General features: G+C 75.7%; 19 protein-coding genes. 9 read left to right on the top strand and 10 right to left on the bottom strand.

Translation table 11 applies throughout. The features are described 5' to 3' along the window. Nucleotides 1-448 precede the first annotated feature (448 nt). A complete protein-coding gene (locus tag IF99_RS0126260; protein ID WP_031000084.1) occupies nucleotides 449-1,834 on the top strand; it encodes a hypothetical protein in 1,386 nt (461 codons plus the stop codon). 584 nt (nucleotides 1,835-2,418) lie between these two features. Further along, the gene (locus IF99_RS0126255) at nucleotides 2,419-3,864 is read left to right on the top strand and encodes a hypothetical protein (RefSeq protein ID WP_031000082.1); all 1,446 of its coding nucleotides are present in this window, start codon (nucleotides 2,419-2,421) and stop codon (nucleotides 3,862-3,864) included. A gap of 174 nt (nucleotides 3,865-4,038) precedes the next feature. Here the strand turns inward: IF99_RS0126255 and IF99_RS0126250 are convergent, their stop codons facing one another. Then, nucleotides 4,039-5,409 carry an ABC transporter substrate-binding protein gene (locus tag IF99_RS0126250; RefSeq protein ID WP_031000080.1) on the bottom strand — a complete coding sequence of 457 codons (1,371 nt, stop codon included), beginning with the start codon at nucleotides 5,407-5,409 and terminating at the stop codon, nucleotides 4,039-4,041. Nucleotides 5,410-5,527: 118 nt separating this feature from the next. Here IF99_RS0126250 and IF99_RS0126245 point away from each other — a divergent pair, with 118 nt between their 5' ends. Both IF99_RS0126245 and purU read left to right on the top strand, forming a co-directional pair. Further along, nucleotides 5,528-6,028 carry an SCO4402 family protein gene (locus IF99_RS0126245; RefSeq protein ID WP_078655287.1) on the top strand — a complete coding sequence of 167 codons (501 nt, stop codon included), beginning with the start codon at nucleotides 5,528-5,530 and terminating at the stop codon, nucleotides 6,026-6,028. A gap of 192 nt (nucleotides 6,029-6,220) precedes the next feature. Beyond that, entirely contained in the window at nucleotides 6,221-7,138 is a 918-nt protein-coding gene (gene purU / locus IF99_RS0126240; protein WP_031000077.1) for a formyltetrahydrofolate deformylase, read from the top strand. Nucleotides 7,139-7,219: 81 nt separating this feature from the next. Here purU and IF99_RS0126235 read toward each other — a convergent pair whose 3' ends face one another. Next, complete coding sequence (locus tag IF99_RS0126235) at nucleotides 7,220-8,404, bottom strand: DinB family protein (protein ID WP_199806565.1); 1,185 nt, start codon at nucleotides 8,402-8,404, stop codon at nucleotides 7,220-7,222. Between the two features lie 116 nt (nucleotides 8,405-8,520). Beyond that, nucleotides 8,521-9,102 carry a sigma-70 family RNA polymerase sigma factor gene (locus tag IF99_RS0126230; protein WP_031000073.1) on the bottom strand — a complete coding sequence of 194 codons (582 nt, stop codon included), beginning with the start codon at nucleotides 9,100-9,102 and terminating at the stop codon, nucleotides 8,521-8,523. 408 nt (nucleotides 9,103-9,510) lie between these two features. Between IF99_RS0126230 and IF99_RS0126225 the strand changes: the two genes are divergently transcribed. Next, nucleotides 9,511-9,885 carry an STAS domain-containing protein gene (locus tag IF99_RS0126225; RefSeq protein ID WP_031000071.1) on the top strand — a complete coding sequence of 125 codons (375 nt, stop codon included), beginning with the start codon at nucleotides 9,511-9,513 and terminating at the stop codon, nucleotides 9,883-9,885. A 425-nt stretch (nucleotides 9,886-10,310) separates the two neighbouring features. Beyond that, the gene (locus IF99_RS0126220; RefSeq protein WP_031000069.1) at nucleotides 10,311-10,778 is read left to right on the top strand and encodes an ATP-binding protein; all 468 of its coding nucleotides are present in this window, start codon (nucleotides 10,311-10,313) and stop codon (nucleotides 10,776-10,778) included. On the opposite strand, the gene IF99_RS0126215 is transcribed toward IF99_RS0126220, so the two are convergent. Further along, entirely contained in the window at nucleotides 10,709-11,839 is a 1,131-nt protein-coding gene (locus IF99_RS0126215; protein WP_037827634.1) for a GlxA family transcriptional regulator, read from the bottom strand. The two genes, IF99_RS0126220 and IF99_RS0126215, sit on opposite strands and share 70 nt — an antisense overlap. A 70-nt stretch (nucleotides 11,840-11,909) precedes the next feature. On the opposite strand from IF99_RS0126215, the gene IF99_RS0126210 reads away from it, so the two are divergent. After that, nucleotides 11,910-13,199 carry an MFS transporter gene (locus IF99_RS0126210; RefSeq protein WP_031000065.1) on the top strand — a complete coding sequence of 430 codons (1,290 nt, stop codon included), beginning with the start codon at nucleotides 11,910-11,912 and terminating at the stop codon, nucleotides 13,197-13,199. A 45-nt stretch (nucleotides 13,200-13,244) separates the two neighbouring features. On the opposite strand, the gene IF99_RS0126205 is transcribed toward IF99_RS0126210, so the two are convergent. The 3 genes from IF99_RS0126205 to IF99_RS0126195 all read right to left on the bottom strand — a co-directional run bounded on the left by IF99_RS0126205 (nucleotide 13,245) and on the right by IF99_RS0126195 (nucleotide 15,983). Then, nucleotides 13,245-14,399 carry a flavin-containing monooxygenase gene (locus IF99_RS0126205; RefSeq protein WP_031000063.1) on the bottom strand — a complete coding sequence of 385 codons (1,155 nt, stop codon included), beginning with the start codon at nucleotides 14,397-14,399 and terminating at the stop codon, nucleotides 13,245-13,247. 82 nt (nucleotides 14,400-14,481) lie between these two features. Next, complete coding sequence (locus IF99_RS0126200; protein WP_031000061.1) at nucleotides 14,482-15,186, bottom strand: pyridoxine/pyridoxamine 5'-phosphate oxidase; 705 nt, start codon at nucleotides 15,184-15,186, stop codon at nucleotides 14,482-14,484. 149 nt (nucleotides 15,187-15,335) lie between these two features. Further along, nucleotides 15,336-15,983 (bottom strand): TetR family transcriptional regulator, encoded by a 648-nt coding sequence (locus IF99_RS0126195; RefSeq protein WP_031000059.1) that lies wholly within the window; start codon nucleotides 15,981-15,983, stop codon nucleotides 15,336-15,338. A gap of 273 nt (nucleotides 15,984-16,256) precedes the next feature. Between IF99_RS0126195 and IF99_RS0126190 the strand changes: the two genes are divergently transcribed. Next, nucleotides 16,257-17,021: a VOC family protein gene (locus IF99_RS0126190; RefSeq protein WP_031000057.1), complete on the top strand. Its 765-nt coding sequence runs from the start codon at nucleotides 16,257-16,259 to the stop codon at nucleotides 17,019-17,021. A 168-nt stretch (nucleotides 17,022-17,189) separates the two neighbouring features. Beyond that, nucleotides 17,190-19,538, top strand: coding sequence for a PQQ-binding-like beta-propeller repeat protein (locus tag IF99_RS0126185; protein WP_031000055.1), 2,349 nt, complete (start codon nucleotides 17,190-17,192; stop codon nucleotides 19,536-19,538). Between the two features lie 22 nt (nucleotides 19,539-19,560). Here the strand turns inward: IF99_RS0126185 and IF99_RS0126180 are convergent, their stop codons facing one another. From IF99_RS0126180 to IF99_RS0126170, 3 genes are all read right to left on the bottom strand, one after another. Then, a complete protein-coding gene (locus IF99_RS0126180) occupies nucleotides 19,561-20,187 on the bottom strand; it encodes a hypothetical protein (protein WP_031000054.1) in 627 nt (208 codons plus the stop codon). Between the two features lie 433 nt (nucleotides 20,188-20,620). Beyond that, entirely contained in the window at nucleotides 20,621-20,860 is a 240-nt protein-coding gene (locus IF99_RS0126175; protein WP_031000051.1) for a hypothetical protein, read from the bottom strand. Between the two features lie 314 nt (nucleotides 20,861-21,174). Next, nucleotides 21,175-24,105, bottom strand: a 2,931-nt coding sequence (locus IF99_RS0126170) for an AfsR/SARP family transcriptional regulator (protein WP_031000050.1), incomplete at its 5' end; no start/stop codon positions are given.

Raw genomic sequence — 24,105 nt, 5'->3', positions numbered from 1 at the left:
GCCCCGTCCTGCTCCACCCCACTCCGTCCACCCCCGCCCAGTGCGATCCGCGCGATCCGATCCGGCGATCCTCGCGACACGCCGGGAGGGGAGAAGTAATACCGGATAGGTCCCCTTTGGGGCGCATCTTCGCTTTGTCCGCAGGGCAGTGATCAGCCAGGTGGCGCAGCGCACGCCGCTCAGCAGGTCAGCCATACGGTCCGGACCGGCCCGGCGCCCGCCCCAGCGGGTCGCCCGCCGGGACGGGCCCAGGTCAGCAAGCCAGTCCAGCACCCAGTCCACGACCACGCCTTTCGGCTCCGTGACCGGGACCGCGACCGCGACCACGACCGCACGACCGACCCCGTGAACCGAGCGCGAGCGCGCTCGCGAGTGACGGAGGAGGCCGAGGGCCGTCCCGCGGGCGCGGCCCGGTGGCGGGTCAGGCGTACTCATTGGGGGTTACACCATGGCCGCGAGGCCGCTAGTCGCACGCCAGCCGAACGAACGGCTCCAGGCGCTCATCCAGGAGGCCGGCTGCTCCAACGCCGGTCTCGCCCGCCGGGTCAATCTCTGCGGGGCCGAGCACGGACTCGATCTGCGGTACGACAAGACGTCCGTGGCCCGTTGGCTGCGGGGCCAGCAGCCGAGGGGCCGCGCGCCCGCCGTCATCGCCGAGGCCCTCGGGCGCAAGCTCGGGCGCACGGTGACGATCGACGAGATCGGCATGGCCAACGGCAAGAACCTCTCCTCCGGGGTCGGCCTCCAGTTCTCGCCGACCGTGCCGGGGGCGATCGAGCAGGTCTGCGAGCTGTGGCGCAGCGACGTGGGGCGCAGGGACTTCCTGACCGGCTCCTCGGTCGCCTCGTCCGCGCTCGTCGAGCCCAGCAGGGACTGGCTCATCTCGATGCCCGACAGCCAGGTCGCGCGGAGTGGCGGCCCGCGGGTCGGGGCCTCGGACGTCGCGGCGGTCCGGGCCATGACGACGGCGCTCGACCGGCTCGACCACAGTTACGGCAGCGGGCACGTGCGGCCCGTGGTCGTGCACTACCTCAACAGCGTCGTCTCCGGGCTGCTCGCGGGTTCCTACCGGGAGCCGGTGGGGCGCGAGTTGTTCGCCGCGGTCTCGCGGCTGACCGAACTCGCCGGCTACATGGCCGTCGACACCGGGCAGGCGGGGCTCGCGCAGCGCTACTACATCCAGGCGCTGCGGCTCGCGCAGGCCGCGGGGGACCGGGCCTACGGCGGGTACGTGCTCGCCGCGTCGATGAGCCACCTCGCCGCCCAGCTCGGCAATCCGCGCGAGATCGCGCAACTCGCGCGGGCCGCGCAGGAGGGCACGCGGGGGCAGTCCACGCCCCGCGCCCGCTCGATGTTCCACGCCGCCGAGGCGCGCGGGCACGCCCTGCTCGGCGACCGGCGCGCGGCGCACGAGGCGATCGACCGCGCCGAGAGCGAACTCGCGCGCTGCGACCGGGACAGGGACAGCGACCCGGAGTGGATCGCGCACTTCGACGAGGCGTATCTCGCCGATGAACTCGCCCACTGCTACCGCGATCTGGGCGAGCCGGAGCAGGCGGTGCGCGCGGCGTCGCGTGCTCTCGCGGGCCACCCGGAGAGCCGCACACGACGCCGGGCGATCGGTTACGTGCTGCTCGCGACGGCGCAGGTCCAGCAGCGCGAGATCGAGGAGGGCTGCCGCACCGCGCTGCACGCCGCCGAACTCCTCGCCTCGCTCCGCTCCGACCGCGGCGCCGAGTACCTGGAGGACTTCCGGCAGCGGCTCGATCCCTACCGGGAGGAGTCGGTGGTGCGGGAGTTCGGGGCGCGCCTCGATCTGCGCGCGGCGGCCTGAGGAGGCAGCGGCCTGGACGGGCCGCGGCGTCAGCGCGCACCGGCGTCAGCGCGCACCGGCGTGCGCGTGGCGGCATGCGCGCGCCAGCGTGCGCGTGGCGGCCGTCCGCCCGGAGACGGGAGGACGGCCGTCCGGTCGGAGAGAAGGGCGGTGGCTCCGTTGCGCAGGGGCCCGCCGTCCTCCCCACTGGGGGTCCGCTTCGGCGGCCACGCAGCGGACCCTCGGCCCACCGCACGGTGACCCCCACCGGCCCCGGTCGGCGCCCCGGCCGCGCTCCGTGGACACGTGGCTCGTCAGCTCGTCAGCTCGTCATACCGGCCGGGCCGTTGCCCATGACCGGCCGCCCGTTGATGCCTCACGGTCGCCCGTGTCCCGTTGCCTGCCGGGCTGTTGACGGCCGAAAGGCAGGCGGTTGACGGCGCCGCGCCGTCCGTCGGACACCCGCCGTTCCTCCCCTGTTCCCGCACCGTGCCCACCCTGACCTGCGGTGAAGGACGGGGCCGGGTGCGTGCGTGGCCGGGGTGCGGAGAGACCGGGTAGCGTGAGCCGACGATTCCCAGGGTCCCCCATTCGTAGGAGTTCCGGTGGCGCAGAGCGGTCATGGCGGGCAGCCGCATCCGTCCGAGGGCGGAGGTGCCCCGTATCCCGGCACCTCGGGGACCTCCGCCGACGGCACACCCTGGGGACCGCAGCCCGGCTACGACCAGTACGGGTACCCGCAGTCCCCCGCGCAGTCCGGTGGTTACGGCTATCCGCACACCCCGGCCCCCGCGGGCGGCTACGGCTACCCGCCGCCCTTCGAGTCCCCGCACGGTCCCCGGAGCGGGGGCGACGCGGAGGCCACGCAGTTCATCCAGCCCATCGGGCCCGGCGGCGCCGACAACCAGGCCACGCAGTACATCGCGCCCATCCCGGGGAGCGGCCCCCTGCCTCCCGAGCCGGCGCGGCAGGACAACCCGTACTACGCCGCCCCGCAGCCCCCCTTCCCGGCCCCCGCGGATCCCGACGCGCAGGCGACGCAGTACATCGCCCCCGTGCAGGGCGGCGGCCCGCAGTACCTGGGGCAGCCCGCCCAGCCGCCCGCTCCGGCCCCCTCCCCGGCCCCGTCCCCCTCCCCGTACGAGGAAGCCCCCAGCCGGCCGCCCGCCGAGTTCGACAGCCTCTTCCGCAGCGACGACGAGGGCGCGACGGCGCAGATGCCGGCGATCAAGCCGCAGTCGCCCCCGCCCCCCGCCTACGGCTACCCGCAGCGGGGCGGCGCCCCCGGGCAGACGCCGCCGCCCGCCGCGTACGGCAACGGCTACGGCGGCCAGGGCTCCGGCGCGGGCGGCTACGACAACGGGTACGAGAAGCCTCCGCGCGGGGGCGGCAACCGCAACAAGGGGTTGCTCATCGCGATAGGCGGCGTCTGTGTCGTGGCACTCGGCCTCGGCGTCGGCGCGCTCGCCGGGAGCGGCGGGAGCGACGACAAGGCGAAGCCCGCGCCGGTCTCGGCGACCGCCTCCACCGGACAGCGGGACGGCGACGGCGCGAAGGGCGACGAAGAGAGCACGAAGCCCTCGCCCTCCGCCGACCCCGTCAAGGAGCAGGCGGCCGGCCTCGACAAGCTTCTCGGCGACTCCAACAACAGCCGTGACGCCGTGGTCCGTTCGGTCGGCAACATCGGCTCCTGCAAGGACCTCGGCAAGGCGGCGGCGGACCTGCGGGACGCGGCCCACCAGCGCGACGACCTCGTCAAGCGGCTCGGTCAGCTCCCGGTCGACAAGCTGCCGCAGCACGACCAGCTCAAGACCGCCCTCACCCGCGCCTGGCACGCCTCCGCCACGGCCGACAACCACTACGCGGCCTGGGCCGACCAGACCGCGAAGCACGGCGGCTGCCCCGGCGGCCACGCCCGCTCGACGAACCAGCGCCACGCGGGCGACCGCGCGAGCGGTCAGGCGACGAACGCGAAGGAGCAGGCCTCGAAGCTGTGGAACGCGATCGCGGCGAAGTACGAGCTGACGCAGCGGGACAAGAGCCAGCTGTAGGGGCCGGCGGGAGCGCGGAGGCGGGCCCGCCCCCGCGCGGCCGAAGGCACCGCCCCCCTTACCTCCTGCCGGTCGCCTCCGCGCGCGTTCCTTCCGCCCGTTACCGCCGCGCCCTCTGCCTCCTGCCCGTCGCCCCCGGGCCCCTTCACTCCTGCCCGTCGCCTCACGCCCCCTTCACTCCTGCCCGCCCTCCACCGGCTCGCTCTCCAGGGCCTTCCGCGCGTCCCCCGTCGCCCCCGGGCCGTCTCCTGTGCCCCCGGCCGCGACCAGCCGGCCGTCGCGGACCTCCAGGTGGGTCACGCGCGTGTTGGCCGCGCGGGGGTAGCCGATGACCGAGCGGGCGTAGTCGTCGCCCCAGCTCAGGGTGGGGGTGAGGCCGCCCGTCGTGACCTTCGTGCCCGTGTCGAGCGCGCCGCGCACGGTCCGCGCGGTCACCGGGCCCTCGCCGAGGGACGCCACGATCCGGCGCAGCGCCGTGTACGCGATCCACGTCGTCTGCACGCCCGCGTCCGCCGGGTCGATCGTCTGGTCACCGAAGGCGTGCCGCGCGATGACCTTCTTCATCGTCGCCCAGCGCGGGTCGGACGCCGGGGGGTACCAGCCCGTCACCGCCGCCCCCTCGTACGGGCCCGAGGCACCCCCGGACCGGTCCACGAGGCGCTGGCTCACGCTGCCGAGCACCGAGCCGAGCCGCACGGCGGGCGCCGCCCCCGTGCCCGTACCGCCGGCGGGTGCCAGGCGGCGGAAGGAGTCGACGAACGCCGCGGTGCTGTCGCCGAGCGCGACGCTCACGCAGCGGCGCCCCGCCGGGGCGGGGGCGAGCCGGTCGAGCACCTGCCCCGCCTGCGCGGTGTAGTCGCTGGAACCGGCGGCCACGGGGAGGTCGACGACCTCGCCCCTGCCGCCCGCGCCCCGCAGCCCCGCGCGCAGCAGTTGCGGCCACGCGTCCCCCGGGACGCCCTCCGGGCGGACGAGCGCCACGCGGTCGCAGTGCGGGGCGAGTTGCGCGCCCTGGGCGGCGACCAGGGCGGGCAGCCCGCCGTTGACCGGGTACGAGTCCGGGTTGACGAACTCCTCGTGCGTGAGGCCGTACCCGCCGAGGTAGGGGATGCCCGCGAGCGAGATGGGCGAGAAGACCGCCGCGTCCTGCTCGCTGTACGAGCCGACGACGGCGACGGCCTTCTCGCGCACGGCGCGCCTGGCGCACTCCGCCGCCGCGACCGACTCGTTGCCCTCGTCGCACACGAGGACCCGCAGCTTCCGGCCGCCGATGCCGCCCGCGGAGTTCACCCACCGCTCGTAGGCGCGCGCCATCGCGGTCATCCCGGGCGCGTTCGTCCCGGTGGTGCGCAGCGGCGCCCACGTCATGACGGTGACGGGACGGTCCTCGTCCCCGCCGCCGGGCAGCAGCCCGCAGCCGCTCGCGAGCAGCCCGCCGAGCGCCGCCGCGAGCGCGGCGCGCGAGGGGGCGCGCAGGGCGGAGCGGGTCCCGGGGCGCCGGGCGGGCGCGGGGCGGGTAGGTGCCGGGAGCGGGCCGGTGGTCATGGGGCCGCAGCCTTGCCGCCGCGCGCCAACCGGCGCGCTACCCACGGTCAACGGGCGCTGACGGACGGGTGAACAGCGGGGGACCGGTTCGGCGTGTTCCGGGCGGAACGTACGATCACTGACCGTGCAAAGCCCGGAGAACCCTTCACGCCGCAGCCGCCGCTCCTCCACCATGGGGGACATGCCACTCAACGACATGCCGTGGTGGCGCTGGCGCAGCACCGTGCGTTCCGCGCTGCACATGCTCTCCGACCCGGCGTTCCAGCAGGAGTACTGGCTCGCGGGCCGCGAGGAGTACGGGGACGTGACCGACGCCGTGTACCGGCTGGTCGAGGACACCTGGCTCGACAACTGGCCCGCCGAGCGCTACCTCGGCTCGGTCTTCCGCGACAGCGAGGAGACGACGCTCGTCGACGCCGCCGTGCTGCGCGTGCTCCGCATCCTGCACCAGGTCGGCCCCGACGCCCCCGCCGCGGCCTACCTCCAGCACCCCGACTGGCCCGAGGCCCTCGCCGCCTGCCGCGCGGCGCACGTCCGCCTCGCCCTCGCCGACGGCGACGACCCCGAGCAGCCCCCGCGCACGCTGGGCGAACTGCGGACGCTCCTGCGGACGGCCTGAGGAAGCGGGCGGGCGGCCCCGCGCCACCCGCCCGCGCCCCGCGCGCGGGCGCCCCGCCGACCGGTCATCCGCGCCCGGCCCCCGCGCGCGGGCGCCCGGTCCCATGGGGGAGTGGCCCGGCAGCCGTCCGCCCCGGTCCCGCCTCGCGGACATCCGCGCCGTATCCCCCTCCGGTGTGAAACGCTGGTCCGCATGACTGAGCAGCCCGCAGCCGTTGTCGGCTCCGCCGCCCTCGCCGCGCCCATCTCCAGTTACGTGCTGACGCTGTCCTGCCCGGACAAGCAGGGGATCGTGCACGCCGTCTCCAGCTTCCTCTTCATGACCGGCGGGAACATCGAGGACAGCCAGCAGTTCGGGGACGCGGACACGGGCCTGTTCTTCATGCGCGTCGGCTTCTCGGTGGGAGCGTCCGGGCAGGACGGCGAGCCGATCGGGCTGGACAAGCTGCGCGCGAGCTTCGCCGCGGTCGGCGAGCCGTTCCACATGGACTGGCGGATCCACCGGGCCGGGGAGCGGATGCGCGTCGCGATCCTGGTGAGCAAGTTCGGCCACTGCCTCAACGACCTGCTCTTCCGCTCCCGCAGCGGCGCGCTCCCCGTCGAGATCGCCGCCGTCGTCTCCAACCACCCCGACTTCCGCGAGCTGACCGCGAGCTACGGCGTCCCCTTCCACCACATCCCCGTCCCCAAGGACGGCAAGGCCGAGGCGGAGCAGCGCTTCCTCGACCTCGTCGCCGAGGAGGACGTCGAACTCGTCGTGCTCGCCCGCTACATGCAGGTCCTCTCGGACGACCTCTGCAAGAGGCTGAGCGGCCGGATCATCAACATCCACCACTCCTTCCTGCCGAGCTTCAAGGGCGCCAAGCCCTACCACCAGGCGCACGCCCGGGGCGTGAAGCTCATCGGCGCGACCGCGCACTACGTGACCGCCGACCTCGACGAGGGCCCGATCATCGAGCAGGAGGTCGAACGCGTCACGCACGCGGCGACCCCCGCCCAGCTCGTCGCCACGGGCCGCGACGTCGAGTGCCAGGCACTCGCGCGCGCCGTCAAGTGGCACGCCGAGCACCGCATCCTCCTCAACGGCCGTCGCACGGTCGTCTTCGCCTGACCGGAGCGCCCTCCCGCCCGGACGGGGGCCCGGACGCCCCAGCGGCCCTCGCTCCGAGCGGCTCCGCCCGGCCGCGCGGTCCTACACCCTGCTCAACGCCGCCGTCGCCCGCAGCACGCGCAGGATCGTCGCCCGGTCGCCCTCCTGCCCGAGCGCGGCCTCCTCCGGGGCCAGGCGCCCCGCGGCGACCTCGCAGAACTCGACGCCGTCGAGGCGGACCTCGGCCACGTCCTCGTACGGGCCCTCCCCGCTCTCCGCCTTCGGGTCGACGCCGATCCGCCAGACCCCGCGGCCGGGTCCCTCTATCTCCAGGCGGAGCGTGCGCCGCACGGCGGGAAGGGGCTCCGCGTCCTGCGGCGGGAACGCCGCGAGGGTCTGCGGGACGAGGCGGGCCGCGAGGTCGATGAGCAGCCGCAGATGCGGGCCGACGGGGGGCTCGTACGGGTACGACACGGCCTTCGCGATGTCCCGGGCGTGTATCCACGTCTCGAAGGCCCGCTCCAGCAGGGCGTCGCGCAGCGGGAGCGAGAAGCCGCCGTACGGGACGGGGAAGCCGTCCGGGCCGGTGTCCTCGCCGTCCGCGAAGCCGGTCGTCCGCACGAGCGCGTGCGTCTGCTCGCGCCACGGCGCGTGCTCGGCGCGGGTCGGCGGGGCACCGAGGGCGGCGAGGTACCGCTCGGTGCGTTCCCCGGGCGTCAGGGGCATCTCCGGGGCGTGCGCGCCGAGCGGCTCGGGCAGGCCGAGCGCCGCGGCGACGAGCCCGTCGACCGCGAGCAGGTGCGCGATGACCCCGGCGACGGTCGTCCGGCGCACGGCGGGGCCTTCGGGCGTCCACCAGCGCAGCCGCACCGGCGCGTGCCAGTCGGCGTCGCCGATGCTCTGGAGGAGGGCGTCGAGGCGCGCCGTCTCGGTGTCGTACGGCGCCGCCCAGGCCGGTACGGGGACGCGCGCCGGTCGCCGCTCCAGGCAGCGCGCGAGCACCCGGGCACGGAGCGAGGGGTCGAGGTCGAGCGGTTCCTGCGGGTGCAGGAGCCCCACGGCGTCGCGCAGCCGCAGCGCCTCGTCCGCGCAGGGCCCGCACACCCCGAGATGCGTCTCGACGGCCAGGGCCTCCTCGGCCGAGCACGCCGCGAGCGCCCAGGCCCCCAGCAGGGACCGCAACCACCGGTGGTCCCCGGGCGGCGGACCGGCCCCCGAGTCCCCCGAGGAGGCGGGCGGGACGGGCGAGGGTCCCGTGGTGCCGTCTCCTTCCCGGTGCTCACCCATACCTTCCGCCTGCCCGCCCGCCCCGTCCCGCACGCCGGGCCCGCCGGACGCGGGGCCTTCCGCGCGCCGCTCGCTCACCTCCCCGTCCTCCTCCCACCCGGCCCTCCCCGGCCCGGTCACGCGGGGGGCTCCCCGGTGCCGGGCACCGGGTGGTCGTGGGCGGTGGAGAGGAGCTGGAGGCCCAGGCGGAGGCGGCGACGGGCCTCCTCCGCGGTGATGCCGAGGTCGGCGGCGGTCTGGCGGTAGTCCCTGCGGTGCGCGTACGCCTGGTCGAGCGCCTCGCGCAGCGGGCGCGGCATGGCGCGCGCGATGTAGTCCGCGCGAGCGGCGGCCGCGGCCCGGCGGACGCGGATCTCGGCCGCCTCCGCGCGGGCCTGCCCCTCCTCCGTACCGGCCCCCGCGCCCAGCAGCGCCTCCGTCTCGGACTGCCGCAGGCGCCGTACGGCCTCGACGCGCGCCAGCGCCGCGAGGTGGGAGCGGAGCGGCTCGCGCGCGGGCTCGTACCGCCCGGGCTCCTCCCAGAGCCGGGCGAAGACGTCGTGCGTGACCTGCGCGGCGGCCTGGTCGTCGTCGAGCACCCGGCGGGCGAGGCCGTGCACGAGCGGCGCGAAGCGGTCGTACAGCTCGCCGAGCGCCGCCGCCTCCCCGCGTTCGAGCCGCTGCCGCAGCCGCGCGTCGCGGCGGCGTGCTTCGTCCATCGGCCGAAGACCCCCTGGCTGTCCGGGTGCGACCCCCGGGGACCGGCTTCGCACCGCTGTTCAGCCCATCATCCCCTTCCGCGCCCCGAATGTAAGGGTCTCCCCTGCTTTCACGTGCTCCTTTACGGCAATGTGCGCCCTCTGCGAGCCTGGAGGTGGTAAAGGGCGGACGAATTGCCCGGTTCACCCCCGCACGCGACAGAAGCGGGGAAGTCCGGTGAACCAGGCCCCCGCCGCCTGCGTCCTTCCCGGGGGGCGCCGGGGCGCGGGGGTGCGCGGTGGAGGTGTGACCGCGTACACGTCGGTTTCGGGGAAGGTCCCCGGGGTAGCGGCGGGTTCACCGAAGAGCAGAAGCGGAACGGGAGCTTCCGGCATACGGAGGCGGAAGTCGAGCGGAAGGCGTAGGACGTGGAATTCCAGGTCACCGACGAGGAGCGGGACGGCTGGGCCGTGCTGCGCGTCGCGGGAGAGATGGATCTCGTCTCCTCGCCGTCCGTGCGGCAGCGGGTGCACGACGCGGTGGCGCGCGGGCGCCACAGCGTCGTGCTGGATCTCTCCGAGGTCCACTTCTGCGATTCGAGCGGGGTCGGCGTGCTCATCGCCGCGCGGCGGCTCATGCGGTCCTGCCACGGCCGCCTGCGGATCGTGCTGCCGGCGCGGGGGGCCGAGGACGGGTCGCACGTGAACCGGGTGCTCGCGGCGCTGGGCGTGCGGCGGCTCTTCGAGGTGTACCCGGACGTCCGGGCGGCGCTCCTGGAGGACGTGAGCCCGCTCACGGCGTGAGCCGGCCCGGTCCCCGCGCCTGCCCCGGGCCTCCCTCCGGCGGCCCGGCGCGCCACGCGCCCGTCACCTGGTGAACACCTGCGCGCTTCGGGGCCGTGTCCTGCGGGGATGGAGCGGGCGTGCTCACGCTGTGTCGTCGCGGAGTGGCTTCGGGTGCCCGCTCCGGTACCTTCGGTGCAATGCGAGTGGTACGGGGGCCCCTGGTGGGCCGAGCAGGGCGGACCGGCGCGGCGCCCTGTTCGACTCCCCGCGCCGCGCGTCGCACAGTATGCCTTAGACGTACTCCTTCGCGCGGGAATATGCCCGAAGCGCTTGTTGGGGTGACGGAACGTCAATCATGCTGTCTCTCCCCGGGATCACGGTCGGTGATCCACAGTGCCCAGCGGCGGCGGACCCCGCGCCCGCCGGTTCGGATGGTGTGAGCGGTGCAGGTGCTTGAGGTGCAGCTCGAAATCGGTCCCGATCCCGCCGAGGTGGGCCGTGCCCGCAGATGGGTGCGCTCCCGGCTCGCCGGTTCGGGCATAGGGGCGGACGAGCCGGTCGCCGAGACCCTTCTCCTGCTCGTCTCCGAACTCGTCACGAACGCCGTCGTCCACACGGGCCGCCCGGCGCTGCTGCGCATGTGCCTGCCGGACGTCCCGCGGCCCGCGGTCAGCACGGTACGGGTCGAGGTCTGCGACGAGTCGCCGCGCGCCCCGCGGCCGCGGCACGCCGCCGAGGCGGACACCAACGGGCGCGGCCTGGAACTCGTCGAGTGCCTCGCGGACCGCTGGGGCTGGAGCCCGGCGCGGGCCGGGAAGAGCATCTGGTGCGAGGTGGACCGTCAGGCCCCCGCCGCCTGCCTGCTCGCGGCCCGCGCCCTGTCCGCGGGCTGTGGACGCTCCTCGGCCTGAGCGCCCCCGGCCGGGCCGCCGCCCGCGCCGCCGGTGACCGACCCGCCGCCGCCCGTACCGCCGCCGCCCGCGCCGCCGCCCCGGAAGGTGCGGCGGTACGCGGTCGGGGTGACGCCGAGCGTGGCGCGCAGGTGCTGCCGCAGGGACTGCGCGCTCCCGAACCCGCAGGAGGCGGCGACCCGTTCCATCGGCAGCGCGGTCGTCTCCAGGAGGTAGCGGGCCTGCTCGACGCGCTGCCGGGTCAGCCACGCGCCGGGGCTCTCGCCGGTCTCCTCGCGGAAACGGCGCGTGAAGGTGCGCACCGACATCGCGACCCCGGCCGCGAGCCGGTGCAGCGGCAGCGGTTCGTGCAGCCGCTCCAGGGCCCAGGCGCGGGCCGGTGCCGTCGAATCGCCGCGCGCGGCGGGCACCGGCCGTTCGATGAACTGCGCCTGCCCGCCCTCGCGGTAGGGCGGAACGACGGTGTGCCGGGCGACGGCGGCGGCGACGGCCGCGCCGTGGTCGCGCCGCACGACGTGCAGGCACAGGTCGATCCCGGCCGCGACGCCCGCCGAGGTGAGCACGTCCCCGTCGTCGACGAAGAGGACGTCCGCGTCGACGGCGACGCGCGGGAAGAGGCGCTGGAAGCGCGCCGCCGAACTCCAGTGCATGGCGGCGGGGCGGCCGTCGAGGAGCCCGGCGGCGGCGAGCACGAAGCCGCCCGTGCAGATCGACATGAGGCGCGCGCCGGGGCGTACGAGGCCGAGCGCCGCGCTGAGCCCGGGGGTGAGACGGCCCTCCTCGTACACCGGTCCCAGTTCGTGGCTCGCGGGGATCAGCACGGTGTCGGCGGTCGCGAGGGCCTCGGGGCCGTGGGCGACCAGGAGCGTGAAGTCCGCCTCGGCGCGGACCTCGCCCGGCGGCCGCACGGAGCACGTCACGACCTCGTAGAGCGGGGCGCCGCCCGCGTCCTTCGCGCGGCCGAAGATCCGCTGCGGGATGCCGAGTTCGAAGGGCAGGACGCCGTCGAGTGCCAGGACGACGACGCGGTGCGGGCGAGGGGCGCCGGGCGTGCTGCGCATGGCCCGATCCTAGCGAAGGGTGTCCCTCGGGCCAATGGTTCCCGGCGCGCGCCCACGCGATGCTGGCCGCATGACGCAGACAGAGGACCTCGCGCCGCCCGAACCGCCCCGCGGGTCAGGGCGCCCGTCCCCCCGGGTGCACCGGGCGTGGTGGGTCGCCGCCGTCACCTTCGTGACGATCGTCGGGGCCGCCGCCTTCATGTCGGTCCCCGGGCTGCTCATCGACCCGCTGCACGGCGAGTTCGGGTGGTCGCGCGGCACGATCGGCTTCGCCGTCTCGGTCAATCTCGCCCTCTACGGGCTCACCGCGCCGTTCGCCGCCGCGCTCATGGACCGCTTCGGCATCCGCAGGGTCGTGGCGCTCGCGCTGCTCGTCATCGCGGGCGGCTCGGCGCTCACCGTGACCATGACGACCTCCTGGCAACTCGTCCTGTACTGGGGCGTGCTGGTCGGTCTCGGCAGCGGCTCGATGGCCCTGGCCTTCGCCGCGACGGTCACCTACCGCTGGTTCGTCGCCCGGCGCGGCCTCGTCACGGGCATCCTCACGGCGGCGGGCGCCTCGGGCCAGCTCGTCTTCCTCCCCTTCCTCTCCTGGATGATCGAGCACCACGGCTGGCGCCCGGCGTCGGTCACGGTGGCGCTCACGGCCGCCGCCGTCGTCCCGCTCGTCTGGCTGCTGCTGCGCGACCACCCGGCGGACGTGGGGCTCTCGCCGTACGGGGCCCGGGAGTTCGTACCGAAGCCGCCGCCCGCCGTGGGCGCGGCGCGGCGCGCGGTGACGGTCCTCGTACGGGCCGCCCGCACCGGCCCGTTCTGGCTGCTCGCCGGGTCCTTCGCGATCTGCGGGGCCTCGACGAACGGCCTCGTCAAGACGCACTTCGTGCCAGCCGCGCACGACCACGGGATGCCGGTGACGGGCGCGGCCTCGCTGCTCGCGGTGATCGGCCTCTTCGACGTCGTCGGGACGGTGGCCTCCGGCTGGCTGAGCGACCGCTTCCCGGCCCGCCGCCTGCTCGCGGTCTACTACTCGCTGCGCGGACTGTCCCTGCTCTTCCTCCCGCTCCTGCTGCGCGCGTGGGACGAGCCCCCGATGCTGCTCTTCATCGTCTTCTACGGCCTCGACTGGGTGGCCACGGTCCCGCCGACCGTCGCGCTGTGCCGGGAGCACTACGGCGAGGACAGCGCGATCGTCTTCGGCTGGGTCCTCGCCGCGCACCAGCTCGGGGCGGCGCTGGTCGCGTGGCTGGGCGGGGTCGCGCGGGACGCGTTCGGCTCGTACGACGTGGTGTGGCTGGCGTCGGGCGGCCTGTGCGCGGGCGCCACGCTGATGGTCCTGGCGCTGCGGGCGGCGCGGGAGTGACGCGCGCCGCCGAGGAAGGCGTGCCCGGCCGGAAGGGGGCAAGCCTTAGCGGGACTTGGCGATCCTCGTCGCGATGCGCTCGGCGTCCAGGGCCAGTTCGCGGAGCGTCCCGCTGATCGGGTTGGTGTAGCCGGTGAAGTAGAGACCGGGCGCGTGCTTCGCGGTGCGCGCGCCGTGCGCGCGGGGGCGCCCGTCGGCGTCCAGGACGCCGAGGTGGCCGACGAGCGGTTCGAGGCCGCGCCGGTAGCCGGTGGCGGCGATCAGCGCGTCGGGCCGTATGCGTGAACCGTCCGCGAGCACGACCTCGCCGTCCGCGAACCCCTCGACGGCGGCGACCGGTTCGACCGACCCGGCGCGCACCGCGTCGACGAGCCCGACGTCCTGCACGGGTATCGCGCCCTGCCGGGCCCGGGTGCGGAGCCCGCCACGGGGCCGCGGCAGGCCCTTGTCACTGAGGTCGGGCACCGAGAGCCGGCACACCGGGTCGGCGAGCAGGTCGACGAGCTTCACCGGCAGCCGCCGGATCAGGATGCCGGTGCGCTGCGCGGGCCAGCCGAGCGTGGAACGCCGCAGGATGTACGGGGGAGTGCGCACCGCGAGCCGTACGCGCGCGGCCCCGCCCTCGGCGAGGTCGACGGCGATCTCGGCGCCCGTGTTGCCGGCGCCGACGACGAGCACGTCCTTGCCCCGGAAGGGCTCCGGCGCGCGGTAGGAACCGGCGTGCAGCACCTCGCCCCCGAAGGAGTCGATACCGGTCCACTCCGGCACGTAGGGCGTGTGGTTGAAGCCCGTCGCGACGACGACGGCGCGGCCTTCGAGCACCCGCCCGCCCCCGGCCCGCAACCGCCAGCCGCCGCCCTCGGGGAGTGCCTCGACACGCTCGACGGCGACCCCCGTCAGGACGTCCAGCTCGTGGAACTCGGCGTACTTCTCCAGGTACGCGACGACGTCGTCCCTGGCGACCCAGCGCCCGAAGCGGCGCGGCATCCGCAGCCCGGGGAGCGAGGAGAAGGCGCGTGTGGTGTGGAGGTGGAGCCGGTCGTAGTGCCCGCGCCAGGAGTTGCCGACCTTGTCGGCCTTCTCGACCACGACGGCCGGCACCCCGCGCCCGCGCAGCGCCGCCGCCACCGCGAGCCCGCCGGGCCCCGCGCCGATGACGTAGACGGGGGCGTGCGCGGCGGCGGTGGAGGCTTCGGGCATGTACCGGAGAGTAGTGTCCGGGGCGGGCGTTGGGGGCGGTGAGTCCGCGAAAGCGATTGCGAACGGGTCACGGCCGCGCCCCCTACGGCCACAGCAGTTCGCGAGCCCACCCGTCCGCGTGGAGCGTGTACCGCACCCTCACGTGCCGCCTCGCCTGCTCGCCCTGGAAGAACTCGATCTCCTCCGGGGCCAGGTGGTAGAGCGTCCAGTCCGGGGCGTCCGCCCGCGGGTCCTCCTGGGCGCGCGTCCAGGCGGCCTCCGCCGCCGTGCGGAGGCTGCCGGGCGAGTCGAGGGGTTCGCTCTGGCGGCCGGTGAGGGCGGCGGCGAGGGCGCCGGGGGAGTGGGCGTGGAGGTCCGCGAGCGCCTCCGCGTGCGGGGCGGGGGCGACCGGGCCCCGGACCCGGACCTGGCGGCCCAGCACGGGCCAGTAGAAGCACAGCGCCGCGTACGGGCGGGCGCCGAGCTGGCGGCCCTTGCGGCTGTCGGCGTGCGTCGCGAAGGAGAAGCCCCCGGGGTCCTCGGCGCCGTGCAGCACGACGATCCTGACGTCGGGGGTACCGTCCGCCCCGGCCGTCGCGAGGGGGACCGCGTGCGGCTCGGGCTGGCCCGCGTCGGCCGCCTCAGCGAACCACTGGCGGAAGAGCGGCAGCGGGCGCCCGGGGACACGGTCCGGGTCGAGCGCGGGGAGCGTGGTGCGGCGGGGGTCCCAGACGCGCTGCTCGTGGAGCAGGGCGCGGAAGGCCTCGGGTCCTGGGTCGACGGCGTCGTCGTGTGCGCTGGCGGACATGACGACGATTGTGCGGCACGGGGAACGGTGGGAGCGGCGCGGGTGCGGGAGACCCCGCTCCGCCGTGTCCCGGCTCCGGGACGGGCTCGCGCGGCCGGTCAGGGTGGCCGTCCGAGCGGCCCGGCCGGGCGAAGCGCCCCGTGCGGTGGTCAGCGGGTGGGCTTGCGGCCCGTGACGCCGAGGTAGACGAGTTGAGAGAGCGCGGGCCGGATCTCGGCCTGCTTGGCGCCCCAGGAGCTGAGGCCCTTCTGGTGCGAGGCGACGCCCGCGAGCATCGTGACGAGGGCGCCCGCCGTCGCCGCCGGACTCACGTCCTTGTCGACGCGGCCCTTCGACTGGAGGTCCTTGATCGCCGCCGTGAGCGAGGAATGCGCGGAACCGAGGATCTTCACGCGCAGTTTGCCGAACCGCTTGTCGCCCTCGGCCGCGCCGAGATCGACGACCCGCAGCAGCGCCTCGTTCTTGCGCCACAGGTCCATGAACGCGTCCACGAGCTCCTGTGCGGTCTGCCAGCCCGTCTTTCCTGTCCAGCTGCGGCCGTCCAGGGAATCCGAAAGCCCGGAACTCTCGCTCGCCAATTCGTCGGCGAGTTCCAGGACAGCGCCTTCCACGTCGGGAAAGTACTGGTAGAAGGTGGCGGGAGAGGTGCCCGCCTTGCGGGCCACATCGATGACCTTCACATCGCGGTAGGGCGATGAGCCGAGCATCTCGCTGAGGCAGTCGAGCAGCTTCTGACGCGTCGCCTGCCCGCGCTCTCCGGCCACGCGGCCGTCGACGGTGCGTACGTTTGCTGTCATACCGTCAGCTTACCGAGACCGGCGTGTCGCGCTATTCGGCCGACTGCAAATGGGGAGCGGGCCCCGGAATGCGCGCCTTGCGCTCTTTCAATTCCCTTGCGGATAAGGGGGGAAGGGGCAGTGAGGCGATTTCCGGTGATCTTGGTGCGGGAATTAGGGGAGCCCGTCGACAGGGGTTTTCGCGGCGTCCTCCAATCGGGTTCTCCGGTCCGGGATGCGGGAATCGGAAAAGGCGAATAGCGTGAGGGTGACGTGTGCCGGGAGGTGGTCGGGATGGCGGATTTCGCCGAGGGCGTGCCCTGCTGGGCGGACTGCGCGCTGCCGGACGCGGCCGCGGGGCGCCGCTTCTACGGGGCCCTGTTCGGCTGGAGGTTCCGCGAGCCGCCGGGGGCGGGCGAGTCGTACGCGTACGTGGGCCCGCACCCCGTCGCGGGGCTCTACCGCAAGCCGGACGGCCGCCTGCCGACCGCCTGGACCGTCCACTTCGCCACCCCCGACGCGGGCCGCCTCCTCGCCCGCGCCGTCGCGGCGGGCGGCACCGGGGCCGGCGGGCCCGACGCGGTGGGGGAGCGGGGCGTACGGGCGCTCGTCGCCGACCCGGACGGCGCCGTGTTCGGACTCTGGCAGCCCGGCACGGACAAGGGCTTCAGGGAGCTGACCGCGCCGGGCGCGTACGCGTGGAGCGAGGTGCGGACGCGCGAGAGCGCCCGCGTCGACCCCTTCTACGAGCACGTCTTCCGGTACACGGGGTACGACGTGCCGGGCGCGAGCGGCGAGCGGCTGTGGTCCCCCGAGGGCTCCGAGCCCGGAATCGACACGGCGGTCCTCGGGCGCGCGGTGCTGGAAGCGGGCGAGGTGCCCCCGGAACTGCCCGCGCACGTGCTCGTGCAGTTCCGGGCGGAGGACTGCGAGGAGACGGTGCGCGCGGTACTCCGGCTCGGGGGCAGGCTGCGGGACGGGCCGCGCGCGACGCCGTACGGGACGTTCGCCGAGCTCGCGGACGACCAGGGGGCGGTGTTCGGGGTGGTGGCGCGGTAGCCCGTACCGGCGGTACGCCCCGCCCGGGACACTCCGGGACGCCACCCCGGTTCGCCAGGGCGGGTTTCGGAGGCAACAATCAGGGGGCACCGTGTGGCGGTGCACCGGGGCGGGCGCTGCGCAGGTGCCGCGCTCGTGGTCCCGGACGGGGAGGCGGCTGAGGAAGAGATGGACCAGCTCACACAGCACGATCCGCGACGCATCGGGCAGTTCGAGGTCCTCGGAAGGCTCGGCGCGGGCGGCATGGGCCTCGTGTACATGGCACGGTCCGCCTCGGGGCGGCGGGTCGCGATCAAGACGGTGCGGGCCGAACTCGCGCAGGACCAGCTCTTCCGCGTGCGGTTCACGCGCGAGGTCGAGGCCGCCCGCGCCGTCTCGGGCTTCTACACGGCCGCCGTCGTCGACGCCGATCCCCGTGCCGCCGTGCCCTGGCTCGCGACCGCCTACGTCCCCGCGCCCTCGCTGGAGGAGATCGTCAACGAGTGCGGGCCGCTGCCCGCGAACGCGGTGCGCTGGCTCGCCGCGGGCGTCGCCGAGGCCCTGGAGTCGATCCACGGCGCCGGGCTCGTGCACCGCGACCTGAAGCCGTCGAACGTCCTCGTCATGCACGACGGCCCCCGCGTCATCGACTTCGGCATCGCCTCCGGCGTCTCCAACACCCGCCTGACGATGACGAACGTCGCCGTCGGCACCCCCGCCTACATGTCCCCCGAGCAGGCGAAGGACTCCCGCAGCGTCACGGGCGCGAGCGACATCTTCTCGCTCGGCTCCACGCTGGTCTTCGCCGCGACCGGCCACGCGCCCTTCCACGGCGCCAACCCCGTCGAGACCGTCTTCATGCTGCTGCGCGAGGGCCCGGACACGGAGGGGATGCCGGAGGAGCTCCAGCCGCTCATCGAGTCGTGCATGGGCATGGAGGCGGCGATGCGCCCGAGCCCCGCCGACCTCCAGGCGTCCCTGTCGCCGCACCTCTTCGCCGCCGGCGCCGACGACAGCGGCACCGCCTCCGCGTGGCTGCCGCCGCGCGCGGTCGCGCTCATCGAGTCCAAGAGCAGGACGGGCATGGGCCCCCGCCAGCCCGCGCAGCCCAAGCCCCCGCCACCGAGCCCGCCCGTGCCGCCCCGGCCCGCCGTCGAGCCCGCCGTCCCGCACCAGCCCGGCAAGCACGCCGCCGAGCCCGAGGTCATGCTGCCCGGCGCGCGCGTCCCGGTCCGCGAGGGCCCGCGCGTCGCCGAGGCGCGCGCGGCGGGCGAGGCGGAGCGGCAGGCGGGGCACCTCGCGCTCGCCTCGCGATGGACCCGCGAGTCCAACCGCCGCGCCCCGGTCGCCGCCCCGCCCACGACGGCGGCCACCGAGCAGCGCCCGGGCGGCTCCGGGCAGCCGTGGCGGCCTTGGCGGTTCCGCATGTCGAACGACGTGTGGGGCACGCCCGTGCTCGCCGACGACCTCGTGTACGTGACGTCCTTCGAGGTGCACGCGCTCGACGTGGCGACGGGCCGCCGCCGCTTCAAGACCCGAGACGTCGCGCTCGTCATGGCCGTCGACCAGGGCCGTATCCACGCCTCGGACGGGCCCGGCGTGCACGCGCTCGACGCGCGCACGGGCGACGAGATCTGGCGCGCGTCGGCGCCCGGCTGGGTCTACGGACTCGCCGCCGGACGCGGCACCGTGCTCACCGCGAGCCGGGGCGGCACCGTGCGCGGCTGGGACGCGGCGAGCGGCGAACGGCTGTGGGAGGCCGGGGGCCTCCAGACCGACTTCGAGACGACCGAGGCCGCCCCCGTCCTGCACGAGGGCACCGCCTACCTGTGGCAGGACGCCAGGCTGCGCGCGGTGGACGCCCGCACGGGCGCCGAGCGCTGGTCGTACCCGGTCGGCGACGTCAGCGCCTGCGGCGGCGTCCCGCCGCGCGTCACCCCGGCGGCGGACGGCAGCGTGTACGTGTGCGCGGGCACCCGCGTCCTCGCGATCGAGGCGCACGGAGGACGGGTGCGCTGGCAGTTCGAGGCTCCCGCGCTCTTCCTCAGCCCGCCCGCCTTCGCGCCCGGGCCCGCCGTCACGGGCGGCGGCGTGTACGTCGCGGACTACCACGGCGCGGTGTGGGCGCTCGACGCCGAGGACGGGCGCGACCGCTGGCGCATCGCGACCGAGGCCCGCTCCTCGGCCGACCCGGTGCTCGTCGCGGGCGGCCTCGTCCACGTGGCCTCCGGCAACGGCATGTACACCCTCAACGCGGTGCACGGCACCCCCGCCTGGCGCTTCCAGGCCGGGGGCGACATCGTCGGGGCGCCGGTCGCCTCGGGCGATCTGCTGCACTTCGGTTCGGCGGACAACTGCCTCTACACGCTGAGCGCCTCGGGCGGCCAGCTGCGCTGGAAGCTCCTCACCGGCGGCGCCGTGACCGGCTCCCCGGTCGTACGCGGCGGCGTCGTCTACGCGTGCAGTGGCGACCGGTGCGTGTACGCGCTGGACGCCAAGGAGGGGACGGGGACGCAGGCGGCGCAGGGCCGCGGCTGAACCCGCCCCTCCCGGCGGCCGGTCACCGGTCCTCGCGGCGGATCGTCGGCAGGGGAGTCGTCGGCTCGGGCTCCGGGCTGGCGTACGGGCCCGGACGGCTCGGCCCGTACGTCCCCTCGGTCCCCGGGGAGCCGTAGGCGGGCGGGCGCCCGTCCCCGGCGGGGCCGTCCTCGAAGACCGGCGGCGGCGGGGGCGGTACGGGCACCGGAGCGGGCGCGGGAGCGCGGCGCACCCGGCCCGTCATGATCCCCGCGGCGAGCAGCAGGAGGACACCGCCCCCGGCCGCGCCCGCGAAGCCCGGCCGCAGCCCGGAGCCGTCGGCGGCGACGGTGAGCGCGTCGCCGTTGGCCTGAGCGACCCGTACCGCCCACAGCACCGCCGAGCCGAGCGCGAGCACCCCCGCGAGCACGAGCACGGTGCGCAGCCGCGCGAAGAGGCCGAGGAGGGTCAGCGCGGCGGCGAGGAGGAACGGCAGGAAGAGCGACCACAGCAGATTGGGGTGCGCCGCGGTGATCCCGCCGGAGGCGAAGAGATCGCAGAGCCGGTACTCGCGGCCGAGGCGCGCGGCGTACCAGGGGCGGAAGGGACTCGCGACGGCGCCGGCCGCGCCGAGCACGGCGAGTGCGCCCCCGAGGACATCGCGGACCATGGCACGCCTCCCTGTCGACCGTCCTGTGTCTGACTCCCGTCTACCCCCGACCACGGGCGGCAGACGCGGGTTCCGGTCAACAGGCGTACAGAGCAAGGATATTGGGGCGGAAAGGCGGGCTTGTGGTGTGCGGCAGGGCCTGGCGGGCGGGCGGTGAGCGGGGCGGCGTCGCGGGTGGGCAGACGAGTGCACCGGCCGCGGCGGTCTTCCCCCGATGGCCGCCACGGCCGGTGCGTTCCCCCCTTTTTCTTCCCCCCGGGCCCGGCGACGGCCCCCCAGCCCTCGCCGTCCCGTTCCGGCGGAACGCCCGCGCGCACGCCCCCGTACGTCCCCCGTACGCCGTGCGCGTCCCCCGTGCGTTCCCCCGGTCAGGGGCCCCCGTACCCGGTGCCGCGCCCTCGTGGGCGTGAGAGCACCGGGCAAGGTCAGTCGGTCACTTGGTCTCGCCGGTGGCGTGGACGTCGTCCGGCCGGGCCGGGCCGCCCGTCGCGTGCACGTCCTTCAGCGGCTTGAGCGGGATGCTCGTCGCGTGCACGTCCTTGGTCTCGACCTCGGTGCCGTCCACGGTGCCGCCGGTGGCGTGGACGTCGCCGTCCGGGTTCGCCGGGCTGCCGGTCGCGTGCACGTCCCCGTTGGGCTGGACGACGTTCTCGGGCTGCTGCGTGTCGGCCATCTCGTGTGCTCTCCCTCTTCGTGGGGGACGTCGGTGCGGTCCGCGCCCGTGGGCGGGGTCCGCCCGGCCACTCCCCCCGTCGGTGGCCGGGCGGTCGATACCGGGTGGCTCACCCTCTCACGGTGAACGCGGCCCGGTCCCCGTGCCGTCTGCCCCCCGACGCGACGGAACGGTTGGCCTCAGCATGACGGGAGGCGATAAACGAACGATGAACGCCGCGGGGCGGCCCCGGAGGCCCTGCGGGAGGCCCGCCGCGGCACCCGACGCGGCGGTGCTCCGTCCGGTCTCTCGCGGCCCCAGGTCTCGCGGCCCGCTCAGCCGACCGGCAGTGCCTCCCGCAGCGCCCGCACCCTCGCCGCCTCGGCACCGGCGGACTGCTCCTCGTAGATCCGCTCGGCGTCGCTCCAGCACACCCGCGCGCGACCGGCCTGCCCCGTCCTGGCGAGCGCGCGGCCGAGCACGGTGAGGATCTGCGCGCGCCGCCACTCGCCGCCGATGCCCCCGAGCACGGTCAGCGCGTTCTCCGCGTCCGCCGCCGCCCGCACCGCCGCGTCGGGCTCCGCGAGCCGCGCCTCGGCGAGGCGGCACAGCGTCATGCCCTCCCACAGCCGCTGCCGGTTGGCGCGGAAGACCCCGAGCGCCTCGCCGAGCCGTTCGGCGGCCTCGGCGGTGCGGCCCGCCTCCGTGAGCGCGAGCCCGAGCGCGTACCGCCCGTTGGCCCCGCGCAGCGCGTTGCCCGCCGCCTCGTAGAGCGCGGTGCCGCACTCGGCGAGCGCGATGGCACTGTCCAGTCGCCCCGTCGCGAGATGGACGCGGGAGAGGTTGCACTGGGCCGCCGCCTCACCCGCCTGGTCGCCGAGCGCGCGGAAGTGCTCGACGGCCGAGGCGAGATGGTGCTCACCGACCTCGTACTCCTCGCGGTAGAGGGCACCCACGCCGAGGATGTTGTGCGCCCACGCCACCACGAGCGCGTCCGGCTCCTCGCCCGCGCGCGCGAGGATGCGCTCCGCGCTCTCCCGCACCCCGCCGAGCCGGCCCGCCGCGTGCTCGGCGTCCGTGAGGACGAGCAGCGCCCGGTTGGCCACCGGGCCCGCGCCGCTCTCCTCGGCCCGCGCGAGCGCCGCCCGCACGGTCTCGCGGTACTGCCGTGTGTTCGCCCCCGACTCGCTCAGGTCCTTCGCGACCCACAGCAGGTCCACGGCGGCGGGCAGCGACTCGGGCCGCTCGGCGGCGCGGCGGGCCGTCGCGAGCAGGCTCTGCGCCTCCGCGTACAGCCAGTCCTGCGCCTCCTCGGGCGCCGTCAGCTCCAGGCCCGGGTAGCGGGTCGTGGCGAGGTGGTCGACGAGCCGGTCCCCGGGCCGTTCCAGTGCGTACACGCGGGCCGCCGTCGCGAGGTAGAAGTCGAGGAGCCGCCCGAGCGCGTCGGCGCGCACCGAGGCGGGCTGCTCGTCGCGCTCGGCGCAGGACCGGGCGTAGAGCCGCACGAGGTCGTGGTAGCGGTAGCGGCCCGGCGCGGCCGATTCGAGGAATGAGGTGTCGACGAGGGATTCGAGGAGGTCCTCGGCCTCGTACCGCTCCATGCCGAGCAGCGCGGCGGCGGCCGCGAGGGAGATGTCCGGGCCCTCGACGAGCCCGAGCAGCCGGAACGCGCGCGCCTGGTCCGCTTCGAGCTGCCCGTAGCCGAGTTCGAAGGTCGCGGCGACGGCGAGGTCCCCGGCCTGCAACTCGTCGAGCCTGCGCCGCTCGTCGGCGAGCTTCGCGGCGAGCACGGAGACGGTCCAGGTGCGGCGCGCGGCGAGCCGGGACGCGGCGACGCGGATCGCGAGCGGCAGGAAGCCGCAGGAGGCGACGACGTCGAGCGCCGCCTCGCGCTCGGCGTGCACGCGCTCGGCGCCGACGATGCGCGTGAAGAGCGTGAGGGCCTCCTCGGGAGCCATGACGTCGAGGTCCACGAGGTGCGCCCCGGCGAGGCCGACCATGCGCTGGCGGCTCGTCACGAGCGTCGCGCAGCCCTCCGTGCCGGGCAGCAGCGGGCGGATCTGCGCCGGGTCCTTGGCGTTGTCGAGCAGGATGAGGACGCGACGGCCGTCGAGCGCGGAGCGGTAGAGCGCGGCGCGTTCGTCGAGCGAGGCGGGCAGCGCGGTGTCGCGCACGCCGAGCGCGCGCAGGAAGCCGCCGAGCACGGTCTCCGGGTCGACGGGGTGCGCCCCGGCACCCTGGAGGTCGGCGTAGAGCTGACCGTCGGGGAAGGCGGCGCGGGAGCCGTGCGCCACGTGCACGGCGAGCGTGGTCTTGCCGACCCCGCCGATGCCCGCGACGGCGGAGACCGCCATGACCTGCGAGCCCGCGCCCGCGAGGGTGTCGCTCAGCTCCTTGACGAGGCTCTCGCGGCCCGTGAAGTCCGCTACGGAGGCGGGGAGCTGCGCGGGCTTGAGCGGGGGCGGGCCGCCGCGCGGGGCGGGCTGCGGGGAACGCGCCAGCTCCTCGTCGCCCGCGAGGACGCGCTGCTGGAGGCGGGCGAGCGCGGGCCCCGGATCGACGCCCAGCTCCTCGGCGAGCAGGCGCCGGGTGTCGGTGTAGACGGCGAGGGCCTCGGCCTGGCGGCCGGAGCGGTAGAGGGCGAGCATGAGCAGTTCGCGCGGGCGCTCGCGCAGCGGGTGGGCCGTGGTGAGCGCGGTCAGCTCGGAGACCGCCTCGGCGTGGCAGCCCTGCTCCAGGTCCATCGCGAAGCGGGACTCCAGGACCTGGAGCCGCCACTCGGCGAGCCTGGCCCGCTGGTTGGCGGCGTGCGGCCCCGGCACCTGGGCGAGCGGCTCGCCCTCCCACAGCGCGAGGGCCTCGTCGCTCAGGGCCCGCGCCCGGCACAGGTCCCCGTCCTCCCGGGCGGCCTCGGCGGCGGCGACGAGTTCCTCGGCACGGCTGAGGTCGAGCGCGTCGGCACCGAGCGCGTCGGGGTGCAGCGCGTAGCCGCCCGCCTCACTGCGCAGCACGCTCCCGCCGAACGCCTTGCGCAGCCGGGAGGCGTACGTCCGCAGCGCGGCGAGCGCCTGCGCCGGCGGCTCCTCGCCCCACACGGCGTCGATCAGCTCGGGGGCCGTCGCGGTACGGCCCGCGCGGAGCAGAAGCACGGCGAGGAGGGCACGCTGCTGCGGGGACCCGGTGGAGAGCTGCTCCTCACCGCGCCAGGCCCGTACGGGGCCGAGGACGGCGAAGCGGAGGGGGGCGGTGGGGGGTGAGGGTGCGGG

Source organism: Streptomyces sp. NRRL F-5630 (genome assembly GCF_000719475.1).
In the GTDB taxonomy this organism is placed as follows: domain Bacteria; phylum Actinomycetota; class Actinomycetes; order Streptomycetales; family Streptomycetaceae; genus Streptomyces.
This window is presented reverse-complemented; position numbering and strand designations above follow the sequence as displayed.